The sequence below is a fragment of the Aporhodopirellula sallentina SM41 genome (assembly GCF_000346505.1).
In the GTDB taxonomy this organism is placed as follows: domain Bacteria; phylum Planctomycetota; class Planctomycetia; order Pirellulales; family Pirellulaceae; genus Rhodopirellula; species Rhodopirellula sallentina.
This window is the reverse complement of record NZ_ANOH01000228.1, coordinates 33,008-49,492: the sequence shown is the minus strand read 5'-3', so window position 1 is coordinate 49,492 and position 16,485 is coordinate 33,008. Positions and strand designations below refer to the sequence as shown.

17 protein-coding genes are annotated in these 16,485 nt (G+C 53.9%); 1 reads left to right on the top strand and 16 read right to left on the bottom strand.

Features of this window, described 5'->3' with window-relative positions:
• Positions 1 to 123: 123 nt before the first annotated feature.
• From RSSM_RS15720 to RSSM_RS15705, 4 genes are all read right to left on the bottom strand, one after another.
• Complete coding sequence (locus RSSM_RS15720) at positions 124 to 1,377, bottom strand: DUF1559 domain-containing protein (protein WP_008680621.1); 1,254 nt, start codon at positions 1,375 to 1,377, stop codon at positions 124 to 126.
• A 956-nt stretch (positions 1,378 to 2,333) separates the two neighbouring features.
• On the bottom strand, positions 2,334 to 2,513 hold the full coding sequence (locus tag RSSM_RS15715; protein WP_044302690.1) for a hypothetical protein: 180 nt from the start codon (positions 2,511 to 2,513) through the stop codon (positions 2,334 to 2,336).
• Between the two features lie 258 nt (positions 2,514 to 2,771).
• The gene (locus RSSM_RS15710) at positions 2,772 to 4,061 is read right to left on the bottom strand and encodes a DUF1559 domain-containing protein (RefSeq protein WP_044302689.1); all 1,290 of its coding nucleotides are present in this window, start codon (positions 4,059 to 4,061) and stop codon (positions 2,772 to 2,774) included.
• Positions 4,062 to 4,372: 311 nt separating this feature from the next.
• A complete protein-coding gene (locus RSSM_RS15705) occupies positions 4,373 to 5,335 on the bottom strand; it encodes a PLP-dependent cysteine synthase family protein (protein WP_008680603.1) in 963 nt (320 codons plus the stop codon).
• A gap of 225 nt (positions 5,336 to 5,560) precedes the next feature.
• On the opposite strand from RSSM_RS15705, the gene RSSM_RS15700 reads away from it, so the two are divergent.
• A complete protein-coding gene (locus RSSM_RS15700) occupies positions 5,561 to 6,730 on the top strand; it encodes a transposase (RefSeq protein WP_044302688.1) in 1,170 nt (389 codons plus the stop codon).
• Between the two features lie 605 nt (positions 6,731 to 7,335).
• Here RSSM_RS15700 and RSSM_RS15695 read toward each other — a convergent pair.
• The 12 genes from RSSM_RS15695 to RSSM_RS15625 form a co-directional block, all read right to left on the bottom strand.
• Complete coding sequence (locus RSSM_RS15695; protein ID WP_008680597.1) at positions 7,336 to 7,593, bottom strand: hypothetical protein; 258 nt, start codon at positions 7,591 to 7,593, stop codon at positions 7,336 to 7,338.
• A 58-nt stretch (positions 7,594 to 7,651) separates the two neighbouring features.
• A complete protein-coding gene (locus RSSM_RS15690) occupies positions 7,652 to 7,918 on the bottom strand; it encodes a helix-turn-helix domain-containing protein (protein WP_044302707.1) in 267 nt (88 codons plus the stop codon).
• A 545-nt stretch (positions 7,919 to 8,463) separates the two neighbouring features.
• On the bottom strand, positions 8,464 to 8,937 hold the full coding sequence (locus tag RSSM_RS31735) for a hypothetical protein (protein ID WP_144059857.1): 474 nt from the start codon (positions 8,935 to 8,937) through the stop codon (positions 8,464 to 8,466).
• A gap of 107 nt (positions 8,938 to 9,044) precedes the next feature.
• On the bottom strand, positions 9,045 to 9,320 hold the full coding sequence (locus tag RSSM_RS15675) for a hypothetical protein (RefSeq protein WP_008680590.1): 276 nt from the start codon (positions 9,318 to 9,320) through the stop codon (positions 9,045 to 9,047).
• A 236-nt stretch (positions 9,321 to 9,556) separates the two neighbouring features.
• The gene (locus tag RSSM_RS15665; RefSeq protein WP_008680588.1) at positions 9,557 to 9,829 is read right to left on the bottom strand and encodes a hypothetical protein; all 273 of its coding nucleotides are present in this window, start codon (positions 9,827 to 9,829) and stop codon (positions 9,557 to 9,559) included.
• A gap of 90 nt (positions 9,830 to 9,919) precedes the next feature.
• A complete protein-coding gene (locus RSSM_RS15660) occupies positions 9,920 to 10,834 on the bottom strand; it encodes a replication-relaxation family protein (RefSeq protein ID WP_008680587.1) in 915 nt (304 codons plus the stop codon).
• A complete protein-coding gene (locus tag RSSM_RS15655; RefSeq protein WP_144059856.1) occupies positions 10,821 to 11,042 on the bottom strand; it encodes a hypothetical protein in 222 nt (73 codons plus the stop codon). Before RSSM_RS15655 ends, RSSM_RS15660 begins: the two co-directional genes overlap by 14 nt.
• A 49-nt stretch (positions 11,043 to 11,091) precedes the next feature.
• Positions 11,092 to 11,571 carry a hypothetical protein gene (locus RSSM_RS15650; RefSeq protein WP_236621172.1) on the bottom strand — a complete coding sequence of 160 codons (480 nt, stop codon included), beginning with the start codon at positions 11,569 to 11,571 and terminating at the stop codon, positions 11,092 to 11,094.
• A gap of 868 nt (positions 11,572 to 12,439) precedes the next feature.
• Positions 12,440 to 14,170 carry a type IV secretory system conjugative DNA transfer family protein gene (locus RSSM_RS15640; protein ID WP_063709073.1) on the bottom strand — a complete coding sequence of 577 codons (1,731 nt, stop codon included), beginning with the start codon at positions 14,168 to 14,170 and terminating at the stop codon, positions 12,440 to 12,442.
• Between the two features lie 10 nt (positions 14,171 to 14,180).
• Entirely contained in the window at positions 14,181 to 15,041 is an 861-nt protein-coding gene (locus RSSM_RS15635) for a hypothetical protein (protein WP_044302682.1), read from the bottom strand.
• Positions 15,038 to 15,577, bottom strand: a complete 540-nt coding sequence (locus RSSM_RS15630) for a hypothetical protein (protein WP_144059855.1) — start codon at positions 15,575 to 15,577, stop codon at positions 15,038 to 15,040. The genes RSSM_RS15635 and RSSM_RS15630 overlap by 4 nt, the downstream gene beginning before the upstream one ends.
• A gap of 230 nt (positions 15,578 to 15,807) precedes the next feature.
• Positions 15,808 to 16,485, bottom strand: coding sequence for a hypothetical protein (locus RSSM_RS15625; RefSeq protein WP_008680575.1), 678 nt, complete (start codon positions 16,483 to 16,485; stop codon positions 15,808 to 15,810).

Sequence of the window (16,485 nt, the reverse complement as noted above, 5' to 3'; positions counted from 1 at the left end):
CGCCAACCGATTATGTCGGTTGGCACTGAATAGTTGAAAGACGACGAAGTCGGTGCGACCGATTTCCGTGAAGGAGGCTATGCCACCTTGTGACGTGAATGCAACCGACAGGTCGTGGTGTGACTAAAACTCTTCGGAGATGACTTCACGACTTGCGCGAGTTCCGAGTGATCCCCACAACCCATAGGGGCTTGCTGAACCAGGAACCGACAATGTCGAGTCACCGTTGGTGCTGCTGACGGTAACCATCGCACGATTGAGATCGCCTGAGTCGATCGAATCGGTGATGAATCGAACCGCACCATCGCCCATCAAGACGTGGCAGCCACCTTGGTGGTTGCTGCTAGGAGTGAGGATCCCGTCGCCTTGCACGTAACCGGACGAGTAGCAGATTTCGCGGTTGGGCGGCAGGATTGTGAACATGCCGGTGAAGATCGCGTACCCGGAAGCCCATCGCATCCCGCGTCGCCATTCCACGTTCCCGGAGTTAAGGATCGACGTCGAGTCATCCCAGTAGAGAGGACGTTCTGGATCGATGTAGCCTTCGCAGCCACGAACCCCACCGATTGTTTTGACCGAGACGCCTTTGACGCCGGTGGTGCGAATGTTCTTGTCGCCGTTGTCGGTGACAAACTCGCCCATCGCTACCGTGTTCGACAAGCCGTCCAAAATGTCACGGAATCGGTTGTCGATCTCCGGTTGGAACATACCGCGAGTGGCAGCTTGAATTTTGGTCAGCGTCGTCGTGCTGGCGTACATCGAACCGTTGTATGGGTGATATTTGTTGCCGATTGTTTGGTCGATGGAATCGCCCATGCAAACGCCGTAGTTACTGCGGCCTTGTGCGGGCAGACCGACGCCTGGATCACTAGGGCAACGCAAGGTTGGGATTTCTGTTACCCAAGGGTCATACATTCCGCTCGCTGCGTTGACCGATTCGATCAGAGTTCGGTTTGGCCATGGACCCATCGCTTGGTAGATGTTTCCGGCACCGGTACCTTCGTGGACTTGATACGGGTTGGAGATTTGTTCCCACAACGCTTGTTGCTCGAAGAACGGGGTCAAACCGACCAACGCCGACAGTTCGCCGCCGTTGTTGCCTGGAGCGTATCGGCGAAGGCTGTTTCCGCCCGTGCTACCTTTGTCGAAGTGGCCGTTGGTGCCGCCCAGTTGCCGTGGCAGTTGTTGGTAGGCGGAATGGTAGTTGTGAAGCGCCAAGCCGAGTTGCTTGACGTTGTTGCTGCAGCTCATCCGTCGGGCTGCTTCGCGAGCGGCTTGGACCGCCGGGAGAAGAAGGCCGACGAGAACAGCGATGATTGCGATGACAACTAGCAGTTCGACGAGGGTGAAACCGCGGCGGGATTGGCGGTCGGTCATTTCGGACGGAGGGCCTGTGACTATCAGGGGTGCCGAAGAGGTAGGACAGTACGTACGTGACATCTTGGGATGTTTCCAATAGGGAAATTGGGAGGTCGCAAAAATTGCTCTGCATGAAATGAAGCGAGCATGAAAGACATGCCATCACATCTTTCGGTCGCTTCTATAGGCAAACAGCGGACCGTTTTGGTAAAGGCAGTTCGGTGACCGTTGTTGTCAACGCTAGGGGTTTTCAAAATGAAGCGTGCACGTGTTGCATGCATTGGGTGCCTGTTTTTTGATCACGGTTGCTTTAGACGTCGAGCCGGTATCAGGCACCCCATCCGAATTGCAAAAAGGAACAGGCAGCGTTGATGCGGTTGGAGAAAATGTCGCGTGAGCGAACACTATGTTTGCGATAGCGCAGGATTCTCTGCCATGTGGGTGGGTGCGCGGACGATAACGGTGGCGCGGACTCCTGTTCAAGCATGCGCGGCACTGCCTATATATCTCTTTGGGCGCACTTTGAAGTGGTGGAAGCTGCCTAGGTTGTGCGCAATAAATCGCTCTGGCGATAAGGCGTTGCAGATTCCCTTAAGGCTTTCTCAGACGACCGATTTGGCTGTGCACGAAGGGGACAACAGTTCATCATGTTCCGGGCTATGGGGCCGTTGGGGGCGTTGTCTGCCGGTACGTGTGACAAAAGCCAATTAGCCAACCAGAGGATGGTTGGTGACGCCGGGGAGAAAGTTTTTGTCACCGGCTGAGGGGGAATCGAATTTCAAGCGGCTGCCTTTGTAAACTCCGCCCAAACGGCCCACCACGAACCCATTTGTGCAAATCGCCATTGCACTCGGCTCAAACGGAGCCATGGTTGGTCCTGTCTCAGGGGGATGGCAGTTGGGCAGCCTGTCTCGAGTGCTTCACCGGCGAGTGATTACCGCTGTGAACCGCCCTGTTCGCAGCGGCGCATGTTGCTAATAGGCGCCCGATGTTTCTTCTTCGGGGGTGTCGAAGTTGAGTTCTTCCTCGGACATCCCCCCGTTATCCATCACGGCTCCCTCGACCAGTTGAGGTTCTTGGCTGCCTCCACAGCCGGTAACACAAGACAACGAGAAGGCCAACAAACCTACGAGCGCGAAGCGTGTGAACAACATGTCAATTCCATTGGGAAGGTGAGCGTAGCAAAAAAAGAGACAGACACCGGATGCCATCGATGACGAACGGTGTCTCGTGAAAGCGGTAAACCGAACGGGAAGTCCACCAAGCATCTAGCTCGGCATCTTGGAGAATTCGATAGGGTACTCGACGTTCCAATGCTTCGTTCCAGCATCGAACTCCGATGCTGGATCTGTTCACGCGAGAGCCATGCGACTCGAGACTTCTTTATTGAGTCGTCGTGTTGAGAAGGAAAATTAGAACTCCTCGTCAATCACTTCTTTAGCGGCACGCGATCCCAACGCGCCCCATAGTCCGTATGGGCTTGGTCCACCTGGTTGATTGTTGAGGAAGATTCCGTCCGCGCTGGAATCACCTGCTTCAATAGAATCGGTGATGAACCTGACCGCCCCATCGCCCATCAATACGTGGACACCTCCTTGGTGGCGACTGCTCGCTGTCGCGGTGGACTCGCCATCGTGATTATACGCGTTGCAGAGTTCGCGGTTTGGCGGCAGGACTGTCAACATTCCGGTCATGGTCGGCGAGCCAACCGCCCAACGATAACCGCGTCCAAATTGAGGACGTTCGGCTTGGCCATTGCTCGGCGCGCCCGACCCGGAATAGGCTCGCGATCCTTCCCAAAACTGTGGCCGTTCGGGATCGATGTAACCGAGATCCGTGCACGCATCGGGCTCGCGGAGAGGTCCGGTCGTGGCACTGTTGTGACTGCCGGTTCGCATTGGGATCGTTCGTTTGTCGAGATCGCCTAGGTCTGTGGCGATCTCACCAGCCATGATGGTGTTAGCGAGACCGTCGAGGATGTCACGGAAACGCATGTCTTGCCGTGGAACGAACACTCCCCGGCAACCCGCGCGAGTATAACGCGAACGACCTTCTGGAGTTTGCCAAGCGTTCGAACCCACCGACACTTCGTCGAGCCATCCGGCGGAGTTGTATGCTCCGACGCCTGTTGATGTATAGCTGATTCCGTCTCCAAGGCACGCGGCATAGTTCGTCCGACCATAGGATGGTTCACCTTGCCCCGGATCGCTTGGGCATCGAAAGCCAGGAACCTGGGTACGCCATGGAACATACCGTGATTCATGCGGTGAAGGCCCCATGGAATTCCATGGACTTGTCGGCATCGGGCTGACCACCGACGATCCGTTCCAATAGGTATTGTTGGGATTGGAAATTTGCTCCCACAATGCTTGTTGCTCAATGAACGGCAGCATTCCGACGAAGACACTCAGGGAAGAAGCGTTGGCGGCCTGCGCTCCATCACCACCCGAGTACCACTGTTTGTTCGTCGGTGAGCGTGTGCCGCCCATGTGCCGTGGCAACTGTTTGTACGCTGAGTGGTAATTGTGCAGTGCCAAGCCAATTTGTTTGAAATTGTTGCTGCAACTCATCCGCCGAGCGGCTTCGCGTGCGGCTTGAACCGCAGGTAATAACAGACCGACCAAGACACCAATGATGGCGATCACAACCAACAACTCCACCAAGGTAAATCCCTGGCGAAGTCGCTCCGAATTTCTAATCATGACAAATACCCTTGAATATCAGTGGTAGACCGGGCTCCACTGCAGCCCCGCAACGGTAGTTGATTCTGTTTTATTGGTAATACAATAGCGTGTCAAGCATTTTTCAAACGGTGCCACCCACCAACCCGCGGCAATCTGCTATCCCATTTTTCAAACGGTGCCACCCACCAACTATCCTTCCAGCCAATGCCATGCACCAACTAGCGGCGGGCTCCTTGCCAAGTGGTGCCACTCACCATCGGTTGGCGATTGACGTGTAGAGGATCACGGCGTCTGCCGAATCACGCATGCTAGTGCTACTGCGCGGAATATCAGGGCCGTATGCCGTCGAATACCGTGTGGGAAAAGTACCGCTCCATCCGATCTGGGAAGACAGTGACCACAGCGCAATCTTTTCCCAATCTATCGGCCACGCGGATCGCCGCAGCCATGTTGAGACCCGAACTGGGGCCGACTGGGAACCCCTTGGCCCATAGCTGGCGGGTCAGCTCAAGGCACTCGTCATCGGGGATTTCCCATTCCGTGAGATGAGGGCAATTCCATTGCCCGTAAATGTCGCTGATGCCATTGGCGACGCCTGGTACGTTCGGACTGAATCTTAGACTGCAGCATTCTACGTTGGCTCCGAAGAGTTTGCCTTCGCAAGGAATTGCAGCGTGGGCGCCCACCTCGCATCCTGCACTGCGGAACGCTTCATACAGTCCGCGGAGCGTGCCTCCTGTGCCGACTCCACTGACAATGCCGTCGACGCAGCCACCGGGGATTTGCGAGAGAATCTCGGATCCCGTAAACAGCCGATGTGCTTCGGTGTTGTCTTCGTTCGAAAACTGCTGGCCTAGAAACCATCCTTCGTTCTCGCTGGCTTCCCTTGCCGCACGAAGCACCTCCGTCATATCGCCAGGAACCCGTTTGACGATCCCTCCGTACGCTCGAATGATTAGTTCTCGTTCGGATGTTGCTGAATCAGGAATGAAGGCAACGAATCGAAGTCCCATCTGGCTGCACGCGAGGGCGAACGCGATGCTGGTCGAACCGCTCGATGCCTCGACGACGGTGCTTCCGCGTGTGATTTTTCCGGCTCGCCACGCTTTCTCAATGATATGCCTTGCGATGCGGTCCTTTGTCGAACCGCTCGGATTGAGAAACTCCAATTTGCACCAAATTTCCACGCCAGCGTCCTCCAACGTTACCGGCACCAGTGGTGTGGGAGCAATCTGATGCAGGTAACGATAGCCCTCGGGAAGCGAGAGGCTGTTTTGGAAACGAGGTTTCATGCATGCACCAACATTGTTGAACTGCGTGGAAGCGACGGGGCCACTCAAAGTATGCCGTTTGGCCGTGCCAGTTGTGAAGGCCGCTTATGAGAGAAAAAGGGCCACCCACGAAGTGCAGCCATTTCCATACGATGTATCTGTTCTGTATGGTGCCACCCACCAAGCGTTGACAGCGTGGTGGGAGTTGGTAGGATGTTTCATCTCATCTATTCAGGAGAATTCGAGATGCCGCGACCTCAGCGATGCGAACAGTTTGGTTCGAGCGAAGTTTGTATTGTCCATGTCGTTCAGCGATGCGTGCGACGTGCCTTTCTGGCGGGGATCGACCACGCAACGGGAAAGGACTACTCGTTCCGCAAGGAGTGGATCCGGCGAAGGATGGAGGCTCTCGCGTCGGTCTTTGCCGTCGACGTGCTTTCCTACGCGGTGATGAGTAATCACATGCATCAGATCCTTCGTAATCGACCGGACGTTTGTGCTCAGTGGTCAGATGAAGAGGTCGCTATCCGTTGGCTGAGGGTCTTTCCTGGGCGGAGGCTCGAAGAGCACTTGGCTGAACCGACCGAGAACGATGTCAAGACGCTGGTGCGAGACAAGGAGCGACTGGCCGAAGTCCGGCAGCGGCTATCGGACATCTCTTGGTTCATGCGGGCACTGGCCGAGCCGATTGCGAGGATGGCGAACAAGCAAGACGAGTGCACGGGACGCTTCTGGGAAGGTCGCTTCAAGGCACAGCGGATTGTTGACGAGGCCGGTTTGCTTGCCTGCAGCATGTACGTGGATCTTAACCCCGTCAGGGCAGCGATTGCCGAAACTCCAGAGGAATGTGTCCATACCAGTGCCTACGATCGCATTGAAGGCAGCAAGGGAGGAATGATCTCGTCGGCAGCTTTCGATCTGAAGCCGATCCCTACGGAAGAAGCCGCACGCAAGATCCGTGAAACACCGGTTGAGGCGCTTCGCGGAGAACGTAAGGCGAAACGCCGAAACCCGACGGGACGACGGATTCGTCGTGACGGATGGCTAAGTCCTTTGCGTTTGAAGCCAGACATGTTGTCGGATCAGCCTGAAGCTCACACCGGTGGTTTGCGCAGCAGCGACAAAGGGTTTTTGCATTTGAGCTTGAAGCAGTACAAGCGGTTGTTGGACTGGACGGCGAAGCGAACGGAGAACGGAACGACGTCAGTTCAAGAGATCCCGAAAGCGATCGCCAAGACGTTGGCGGAGGTTGGCATTGACGCAGCGATGTGGCGAGATTTGGTTTGGGATTGGCAGAAGTACTTCGGCAAGAGCGTGTGTGTCGGGCGGCCTGAATCGATGCGAGAGCACGCCGAGCAGACCGATCGTCACCACTACCGAGGCCAAGCTCTCGGCAAGGCCTGCTTCACCGCGTAGTCATTGTTCCGCTTAACAGGCAAGAGCACCAAGCGAGGTTGTTTGCTGCGCGGGCATCTGTTGGCCCGGCGAAAAACTGTGCAGCAACGACTTCTAGTCTTTCGCGCAGCCCTATTTCGCGCCCCGAAAGGTCGCCGGTGCACCCTGTTGCAATCTCATGTCTTGCTGGCGGGTTTGGTGGCTGGCACCGTACGGATTGATTGGGCGCCGTACGGATTGGGTGGCCGGATCATTCTGCTGGAAAGTTTAGATTCCGTCCGCGCATGAAAAAGCCCCGTGAGTCACGGGGCTTTTTGGATGCGGCCGAGAGGACTCGAACCTCCACGGGATTAACTCCCACTAGGCCCTCAATCGCGCAAATTGTCACTTGCTTTGAATTGAGGCTAAATTGCAAACAGAGCTTAAAACATCGTAAAACACGGGGTCGCGTTGCTTTTGCAGTTGTAACAAGTTGCCTTTAAACAGTCAAATTGTTCCGTGTTTTGTCACTTTTTTCGCCCCACTAGGTTAGCCAAAAAGGCGGCTTTTCGACGAACCTAGTGGGGGATTGTTGAAATTCACGCTATGCACCGCACCTAGTGGGAAAAAGTTGCGTGCAGTGGCAGTCACGCTTTTGTTCCGTTGGGCGATTCGTCGGGCGGATGGACCTGCATCAAGCGGCTATTCACTTGATGCCAGTACGTCTTGATCGCGTCGTGAACGACAACCGACTCGGACCATTCATCGGCAAACCCATCAACCGGACAAAGCTCGCGAGCGGCTTCGTTGATCAGAGACTGGGCCTTTTGAATGATGCGAAGGGCTTCATAAACGTGTTCGGCATGTTCCGGCGAAAGGGAGGTAGGGGATTCGTTATGTGTCATCTGCAGGCAGCCTAGCACTGGGGGAGTTAGCGAACAAATAAATGGGCCGTCAGCTTGGCTAGCCAGGCAAAAGCCCTTCGTTCTGAATCCGTTCAAGCTCAACATGCGAGATCATCCATTCTCGGCTGCGACCACGTCCGCATTGCCGTTTCTCCGCCCAAATGCGTCCATTTCTCGCCCATTCGCGAACGGTAAATTCGGCTTTTCCCAAGATTTTGGCGATCTCGGCAGTGGTGTAGTAATCCCGGGGTTTCTCCTTTTCGATCAATGTGCTTAGTAAAGATTCGATGCGGTTTAATCGGCTGGTAATCTCGTCTGTATCCATCGCCGTGCCTCGTATATTCAGTGGAGTTTCTTTGAAGAGGAGGTGGCGTCCCAGCGACCCCGCCGAGACGCCACGCAAATCAAAAACGACTACTCTTTCTTCTCAGTAACCGTCTGTGACGAAGGCTCCACCATGTCTTGGGCTTTGACCCGTACGATGGTCGCGAGACACTTCCAGCAAATGGAAGCATTGGTAAACATACGATCGGAGAAGCTCGCTTTCACGGTTTCTCTCTCCCGCATACACCAAACACATTTGGCCTTTTCTTCGTGGCCACTCAACACAACTTTCATCGTTCAAACTCTCTTTGTTGAAGCAGGGGAGTGATCGCCGCCCGACAATCGAGCGTGCGCGATCAAAACAGAGTCGAACGATCGTGAAAGACGAACGTTCGTGAGAGTCGAACCCACCAGCGATTCGCAATATCCATCGGTGATAGAGACGAGCTGCTCAAAGTAGCAGTCTGCCGCGTACGCCCGATGGTCGTGCTACACGGCGATGACGATTGCGGTCGTCATCCATCCGCGTGAACACGATTGAATTGGCTAAGCGGCTGTGGCTGCTGATTTCATCCATTGAAATTCAGAAAAGCCGCTTCCGTCACTCAATCCAAAGTATTGGGCTCCGCGGCTTGCATAACGCCAGCCGTTTCGTTCAAACAGATACACAAATTCGCAACCAGAATATTCAGCATACTGAAGTAGCCGTTCAATGGTTGGAAATTGTTTCGTCTGAATGTTCGTGCCCGTTTCTCCTCGATCTCGCCCGTAAAATGTTGTGGCATCTTCGCTGCGATCCATGAAGTCATGCTTCGAGCCGACGTCGGTGCCCAGTGATGAAATGTCACCGAAGCTAAGCAAGTACGCGATCTTGTCTTCGTCGAGATAATACTCAACCAAGGTTTGACCAACGCCTTCCAAGTAACCGTCCCAGTGACAGTAACAACCTTCGTAGCCAACAGTGATTTTGCGTGCGATAAATGAACGTGTAGCCATGTTTGTTAGGGGAATGAAATACAAAAATGCCGCGATCCGATTGCGACATACGACTCGGTGACACCGGTGTTTCCGTCGTCCGCAACCGACGGGGAACTTAGATGCCTCCAGAGTGTGCGGGAACGTCATTGCTAGAAGTCGTCTGGCTCGCTGGACACTTGGGCAACGACCGATTCGGCATCAGCAACGTATTGCAGCGCTCGTTTCAATACCTCGATAGCTTGGGGTAGTTCAGTCAATCCAAATGAAGAACTGAACTTGGCGGAGGCACCATCCATATAGCGCTTTTGCAGATTGACGCTTCGGATAACGCGGGCCGGTTCGCCTTCTTTCTCGATCTTGCGAGCAAAGACACTCGCGGAAACGTTGCCAATACGAATGACATGTTCAGGATTTTTTCGGTTCATGTTTGGACCTTTCAAAACTCGCAAATGACGGACTCGTCTTCAGCGATTGGGGGCGGCAATGGAAGTCCAAGCATCATGCGAAAGCAGCATCGCTTGAAGAGTTTTCGTAAATCCAGCAAAGCGACACCTTGCGGAATGCCCACGGGCAATCTCGATTGTGTCATTCGATGCATCAACCAAGCGGTCGCGGGAGCGGGTCTTCGTCAGGGAAGTGACCCGCTCCGATTCTTTCAAGACTAACCGTTGTCACGTTCCTTGCCGCTATCTTCAAGGTCTGAGGCATAAGCCCAAGCTCGAAGCATTAGCAAAATCAGTTGCGGCAGTTCAGCGACCGAGAAACTGGTACTGGTGCGAAACTTATCGCCTGATTTGTAGACGCGTTGAGCCGACAGCTTGTGGAAGGTACGGCCATCATCCGAGGTGTTTGCGAAAACCGCGACACTCATGCCGGGTGCACGAAACACTCGAATCGGTTCGTTGGATTGGTCTTTTTGAGTTTGATTGCTCATGGGTAGGAGGGGAAAGAAACAGAGAATACTGCGTCAAGACGCAGTGACAAAAATCCACACGCAACACCAGCGTGCACAGCACCCTGACTGCTATGCAGTAGCCGGTGATGCGGCGTGTGGTCGGTTAGGCTGTGTCGTATCAACCTGTTGTGTCGATTGGGTTCGCACCAATGGCCCGACGATCCCTTCATGATCCAACGCGACGTCGCCAGTGAAAAAGTTGTCTACCGTCAATGCGGATTCATTCATCATCAGCCACAGTTCTTTACCTGGCTTATCACTCATTTCTTCCACCGTTTTGCGAGCTCGATAGTCGTTGCTCGTGACGAACAATACCCGAAATGCTCCGATGGTTGTTTCCGGGAAGTGTTTGCGGTGAACCTCTGTCTTCGCAAGGCGTTCATAGCCCTTTGACTTCCGCGCAGCAATCTGACGCGGGCTCGAAGTTGCCAAGTCTTGCTCCAGATAGTAGACCTTTCGCTGCCCGCGATACTCCAATAAAAATCCGGCATCTGGGGAGCAGGAGAGCGGCGGAGTTTTTGAGAATTGTGTATGGAGATAGAACTGATCCGATGCGGCATCGCCTTTATTGATCGTTTCCCACTCGGTAATCCAGTGAACCAGTTTCAATCCGGGGACAAGCAAAGCAGCCTCTTCAATCAAAAGTCGCGTTTTGTTAATTGCGATCCAGTGCGACAGGCGATCAGCGCGAGGCGTACGCGTATTGGTCGCCAAAAACTCATCATCACCAAAGTAGCTGGCAAGTGCCTCGCATCCCTTCTTGGTTGCGTAGTACACCGGGGCCGCTCCGTTGGTGCCCGGCAAAGCGACGGGCACGCGATGTTTGGTGAGATAGCCTGCTTGGCCAAGACGCGACAATCTCTTGCGTGTCCCACGGCCACTGGCGTGATCGGCGCAACAGACTGACTGGACCATTTCACGGGTCAGAACGTAGTAGCGAGCAACGGTTTTCAGTACCGTCATGTCCAATTCAGTAAGTTGCATCGACCGACCCTTGTTTCACCGTCATTGCATCAGAAGCAAATAGAGATACCGAACGATTGCTGAAATGAAGCAATGTTCGGTAGAGACGGTCCCGGGTGGGAGCAATTACAACCAAGCGGATTTTCTTCAGCGTCACGGGGACGCTGGCGGAAAACGCGTCATGGAGGCGTTCGACAAGCGAACGGTAAATCATTTGTACGCCGAACATGGATCGAGTCAAGTCCGGCGTACAGATATTTTTGAAGTCCGAGAATCGGCTAGTCATCGAGATGCCACCTCAATCCAAGCACTTCATAGAGCGGCCTCCAATGTGCCTCAACAAAGTCATACCCAATTCCATCGATACCGATCAGCAATTGCCGATCGAGTTCAATGGCGAAAAGCCCTGTTTCAGGAACGACTTTCCAACCGGCATCCATCAGGTTTTGACGATCCAGATCTTCACCGAAGTCATGATCCGAAAGCCGTTTTCGAATCGCTAGAACCTGCCACGGACCTTGAACCAAAAACAGCCACGAGCAAATTGGCATTGCTACTGGTTGTTCTCGTGTTCGCAGCACGTCGACGATCCAATTCGCAGGAATGGGAACGAGTGAAACGCACGCGAACTCTTTGACGGCATCCATCAAAGACGGAAACGGGTCGGCCGGTGTTGTCAGCAGTCGAGGTTGCCGCTGCTGTAAAAAGAAATCCTCCATAGGAAAAAGGGGAAAGATACTCGTAGGCGAAATTGCCAACGATACGGTAGTTGTTCGCAGTCGCGAACGCTGGGTCAACCCAGCTCGGCCACGGTGGTGATCAGCGGTTCGAAAAGTCGATCGAGCAGACCGACTTAAGGGGGACCGATTAGCCTTCGTCGGCCACGACGAAGAGACGGCCACGGATGATCGATCAGGCGTGTAATTACGGAGCACACGGTGTTCCGTGGACGGCTGGATCGCTAAGGCGAAGCCTTGGCTGGAGGGGCACGAATCTAATGAGCAATTCCTTTGCGAACGTGGCCCTCCAGCCAAGGCTGGAAACGCATCGCGTTGCCAGCCGCAGGCGATCCTAATCGGTTGGGGGGCAAAAACATACATGAACACACACAAACCGGTCCCGCTGGACCGGGGGGGCCTCAGTCCGGACCGAACCCTGGACCGACCTGCGGAACCATTCCATATCAGCCACAAAGCGCATCTCGCACCAGTTCCCAGCGGCGCCAAGTGACTTTCAGGGGTTGACGTGCTACTGTCATCCCATGACTGAATCCTTCGATCACCACCGGCACCTTGCCCACCGCCTGGAAGCCTTTTCCGAGCTTCATCGTCTCGATGTACTCGAAGTGGGACTATCGAGTATTGAAACCGCTGCAGCCATGCAGAACGACATAGCCAGTCGGGCGAGGCTCCTTTTCGACCTAACGATGGGATACCACGAGCGGTTTGGGATCCATTTTGAGATGCGTCATCATTACCGCGAACAGCTGTTGTCCGTAATCGGTGGCCAGAGTCCATCGCTTCAGCAAGCCCGTGATACAGCGCAAGTCTCGTATGCAGCGACCGCTGGTCGGGGACTACCGCGTTTGGAGAATCTGGTCCGCCACGGAAGCGAGGCAGTCTCGAATTAACGAAGAAAAATATCGTCAGCCTCATTCTCGCGTGTATCCTCGATCCCACGTGTCAAATGCGGAGGAATTACTGTTCCACCCGCTAAGCCGGAAACGAATCGCTCCCAATCTTGTTCAACGACCGCTTTGGGAAGAAACAAACTGGCATCACGGTAATTTCGTTCGAGCAATTCGGCTCGGCGTTCGATGATCTCATTGGTGGCCGCCATTGCGAGTCGATCAAAGTCAACTCGTCGTAGTCGTGGATCATCTTTCAATTTAAGAAAACCTTGTCCGGTCCTGAGCTGACGAATGTCCCGAGCCATGCACCGCATTTGATCTTCAAACGTGTAGAAGGTTCGCCCGCTGACTTCGTAAAAGTCCTCCAAGATGTCGACCAACGTTTCTGACCAGGATTCGGTTTCGCCAACGCTGGTCGCCTTTTTCTCTGATTGTCCTCGATTCCAAGATTCTCCGTGGGATTTCGAACCCTCCAATGCCCCGCCATGAAGAGGTCGAGCCGTTCCCGTGTTTCCACCGAGCGATCGCGTTTCATCCGTCGCACTGGATGTTGTACTCACTGAATTGCCGCCGTGTAATTTCACGAGTTGCTGACCAACTTTTTTTTGACGGAACGAAACAATCTCATCCTTGACCGCCTTCGGGTCGTAGTTGAGGCTTGCCAACTCCTGAGCGATCAGGTCCGCATCCGCTCCGTCATTGGGCAAAACGACGCGACTCCTCGCCTGCCAAACAATGGACGACATATCGACTTCACCCTTAATCAATTGATCGAAACTTTGATGGCTCAAAACGACGCCCATGCCCCGTTGTCTTAGCAGTGGCAAGTTCTCGTACATCGTGTCATCGACGAAATGCTGAAACTCGTCCATCACGAGTATCGACGGTCCAACCAACATCGGGGAAAGGTTGCGGGCACCCTCGATTATCTGATTGGCGAGCAGCCCGCCGATCGCGTGGGCAACGTTGCGATCCAGTTTGCCTTTGGTGTCGAGGTTGATGATCACAATGCGTTTTTCACGAAAGAAACGGGCGACATCAAAGTAGTTTTGCGTCCGCGACAACATTCGGCTGAGCGCCGGACAGCTAAAAAATGGCGCTAGCCGGTTTCGCGTGCTGTCGAGCATCGTGATGCGTTCACGGGATCCTGCGTTGATGATCTCTGCCCACTCAAGCTGCAGAACATCAGGCAACTGCGACAGCATAACCTCGTGCTGCTCCGTTCCAGGACGAAGCAAGAACTGCGCAGCCGCCGGCGGGTACCGCATCATTGCGGTCGAGAGGAAGCAGGTATAGAGCCATCGCCTGAGCCGAAGTTGCGTTGTCAAATCATGGTCACGACCAGTGCGAAGCATGCAGTCGCAATGCCGACCGAGGGCATAGTACAGCTCATCCGCGTCCCGGTGATCGAGCGAAGAGAACGGCATAACCCAATCCGTATCGGCCGGCTCCAAGTACACGAGCCGTTTACGAACCTCGTCGGTGCAGAGATACGGATGGGCGAGATAATTGAGGAGCGCCTCCGCGAGTCCGCCCATCGGATCGATCACGAACACGGTATAGGGTAGCACAGACGCTACCATTACCTGTGCGATCAGTTTGATGAGACTCGATGTTTTGCCGCTTCCCGTGCCCCCCAAGTAGTGCAGGTGCGTGCCAAAAAGCCCGCGGGGAAACCACACCGGCTCGCCACCTGGAACCTCGATGCCCAGCCTAAACTTCTTCATGTTAAGTCTACTATTGGTTAGCCAGCCGTTGAACCATCGAGTCACGTTCCATCAACAAAACCGCTTTCAAACTGTCCTTCTGTTCCTTGGCATGACTTGAGCAATCAACCTGGCGAATTTTTTCGTCGTAATCTGACAGCACCTCCTCAATACTCTGATAGTTTTTCTCTCGCCTAGGAATGAATTCGCTGATAGCCTGTTCCAGCATCGCAATTCGTTTTTCGAACTGATCCATCGGCAGCGACGTTGACATGAACTCGGTCATCAGTTCTTCGAGCACTTGCTTGATTTCATCATCAGTCGTCAATCGCAGACGCAGTTTAAGCCTCAGTTCCATTTCCTTGCGGAGATGGAGTTCTCGCTCGGCTTGCTCACGTTCAATTTGCTCCCGAATTGAGCGTTCTTGTTGTTGACGTTCCTCTTCTTGACGTCTCGCCAGTTGCTCTGGCGTAAGTGGTGCATTTCTTTCAGCTCGTAACCGAGCGAGGCGAGCTTCCTCGCGTCTTCGAGCAGACTCGTGTTGGCGATAAGTGAACCACCGGATAACAGCTCGATGAAAATCCCGCACGGACAGTAAACCGGTGCCAATCGTTCCCACCAGGCCGAACACGACCAAGCCAAACGCTCCGCAGCGCATTAGAACCAGTGCAACGTTCAAGAACTCGGCCGGAGGATCAACCGCCAACCGTCGGGTTCCGAGCGCAGCGAAGGTGGCAACAGCCAGTCCATACTGCCAGTTCCCAACATGAGGGAAACGCTGAGCGAAAGCGACCCCGAGCTTATTAAGCACGTAGGCGAGTCCCAACAAGTAGAGTATCGGCGTGGTGTCAATGATCGTCCAGAATCTACTTCCAACGTTGTTGTCTATCATTTGCTCGCTCGATCAAGGAGAAATGAGATATACCCAACTAGGACAATTACGACTGCCGTTGCCGGCACGACTAAAAATGCAGTCGACAAAGATAGCCCGAGTGAACGAGCGGCTAGGAATGAATAATGTGAATCTAAATAGAGAATCATTCCGGTCGTTGCACAAGCTTGTCCCATCGCCAATCTTCGTGCTTTATCAGGCGTGAGGTGCTTTTCAGACTGATCGTCAAAAAACAGTGCGATGTACCAAGGAAGTGGCTCGCCGAAAAAGAAAACGGCAAAGTACCCATGCAATGACGGAACGGTACTGATCGATAGGAGCGCTGAGACGAGAGTCGCAAAATCAATCGTAAACATGGGATCGAATGCCCCCGGAAGGAATCGATTGGTTAGTTCGATGGCCATCCGTGCGAGTTTAGGATCGTTGGCTAAGAGGTACTCGCGGAACAATATAAGGAGTGTAGAGAAGATGAAAGCAACTGCAGTTCCGAGCCACAGCAAGTATACAAATCGTCGAATTGGTTTTGCAGGAAGCATGGCACCACTTTGTTTGGCTAAATTGCATTGGAAAGAATGAAGAAAAGCTGCGGCTATGAGTCAACAGGATCGTCACTGCATGAAACGGAGACGCTTGTTTGAGCATTGATCGAGCTCACGTAGCGGAAGTCTTCAGCACCAGGCAGCACCGGGCCAACTATGCGTATGAAAGAAGGCTGGCATTCCATTTCCAGCCATGTCGTTATGTCACCAGGGTCACAATGGGCGACTCATTGAAACTCGGGCAACGTCGGGCGTGTGACGATGTCACACTCGACGACGTAGTCTCGCATTCCGCTCTTGGCGAGCGTTTGCTGCCAGCGTGGCAAGAGCTGTTGATGCACGTAGTACATTCCCACCGTGCCACCACTCTGGCCAAACTCCTTGAACTTGAGACTAATCTCCGCCTCTTGTTCGTCCGCGTCGTCGCTGGTATCAGCCATGTCCGAAAGAACGAACAAGGCTGGCTTTGCACCGTTACGAATAGCGCGGTGGCCGTCGAGGTACGAAAGCGTACTCGACAACCCTTCGAAGATCCGACTGCCATTAGGATCATTGCGAGCCAGGACAAAGTTTCTAAAGTCATCCGCCGACGCGAAATCTTTTCGCAGTTGCATTGGAGGCCCTTCCCACAGAAGCGGGTCATCCGTCGCCGACAATTGTGTGATGACCAAACGACCTTCGTCGCTTGGACGCTCACGCATATACCGGTCGATGACATCCATGGTAAAGCGATATGCCTCACCATCGTTCGCCATCTTGTCGATGAAGGAACCGCTGAAATCGACAGCAATCGCCAAAACATATTCCGCCTCGGGGGCTTCAAATGTTGTTTGTTCCGTCTGTCGACGGGCCTCGCATCCCGTAAACAGACCAAAGAAAAGCACGACCGCAATTGTGTGCTTCAT

Bases quoted from the DNA above. Each gene is read 5' to 3' on its own strand.
- RSSM_RS15640 (WP_063709073.1), bottom strand. From the start codon at position 14,170: ATGAAGAAGTTTAGGCTGGGCATCGAGGTTCCAGGTGGCGAGCCGGTG.
- RSSM_RS15710 (WP_044302689.1), bottom strand. From the start codon at position 4,061: ATGATTAGAAATTCGGAGCGACTTCGCCAGGGATTTACCTTGGTGGAG.
- RSSM_RS15630 (WP_144059855.1), bottom strand. From the start codon at position 15,577: ATGCTTCCTGCAAAACCAATTCGACGATTTGTATACTTGCTGTGGCTC.
- RSSM_RS15660 (WP_008680587.1), bottom strand. From the start codon at position 10,834: ATGCAACTTACTGAATTGGACATGACGGTACTGAAAACCGTTGCTCGC.
- RSSM_RS15655 (WP_144059856.1), bottom strand. From the start codon at position 11,042: ATGTTCGGCGTACAAATGATTTACCGTTCGCTTGTCGAACGCCTCCAT.
- RSSM_RS15665 (WP_008680588.1), bottom strand. From the start codon at position 9,829: ATGAGCAATCAAACTCAAAAAGACCAATCCAACGAACCGATTCGAGTG.
- RSSM_RS15635 (WP_044302682.1), bottom strand. From the start codon at position 15,041: ATGATAGACAACAACGTTGGAAGTAGATTCTGGACGATCATTGACACC.
- RSSM_RS15720 (WP_008680621.1), bottom strand. From the start codon at position 1,377: ATGACCGACCGCCAATCCCGCCGCGGTTTCACCCTCGTCGAACTGCTA.
- RSSM_RS15690 (WP_044302707.1), bottom strand. From the start codon at position 7,918: ATGGATACAGACGAGATTACCAGCCGATTAAACCGCATCGAATCTTTA.
- RSSM_RS15675 (WP_008680590.1), bottom strand. From the start codon at position 9,320: ATGAACCGAAAAAATCCTGAACATGTCATTCGTATTGGCAACGTTTCC.
- RSSM_RS15695 (WP_008680597.1), bottom strand. From the start codon at position 7,593: ATGACACATAACGAATCCCCTACCTCCCTTTCGCCGGAACATGCCGAA.
- RSSM_RS15700 (WP_044302688.1), top strand. From the start codon at position 5,561: ATGCCGCGACCTCAGCGATGCGAACAGTTTGGTTCGAGCGAAGTTTGT.
- RSSM_RS15625 (WP_008680575.1), bottom strand. From the start codon at position 16,485: ATGAAGCACACAATTGCGGTCGTGCTTTTCTTTGGTCTGTTTACGGGA.
- RSSM_RS15715 (WP_044302690.1), bottom strand. From the start codon at position 2,513: ATGTTGTTCACACGCTTCGCGCTCGTAGGTTTGTTGGCCTTCTCGTTG.
- RSSM_RS15705 (WP_008680603.1), bottom strand. From the start codon at position 5,335: ATGAAACCTCGTTTCCAAAACAGCCTCTCGCTTCCCGAGGGCTATCGT.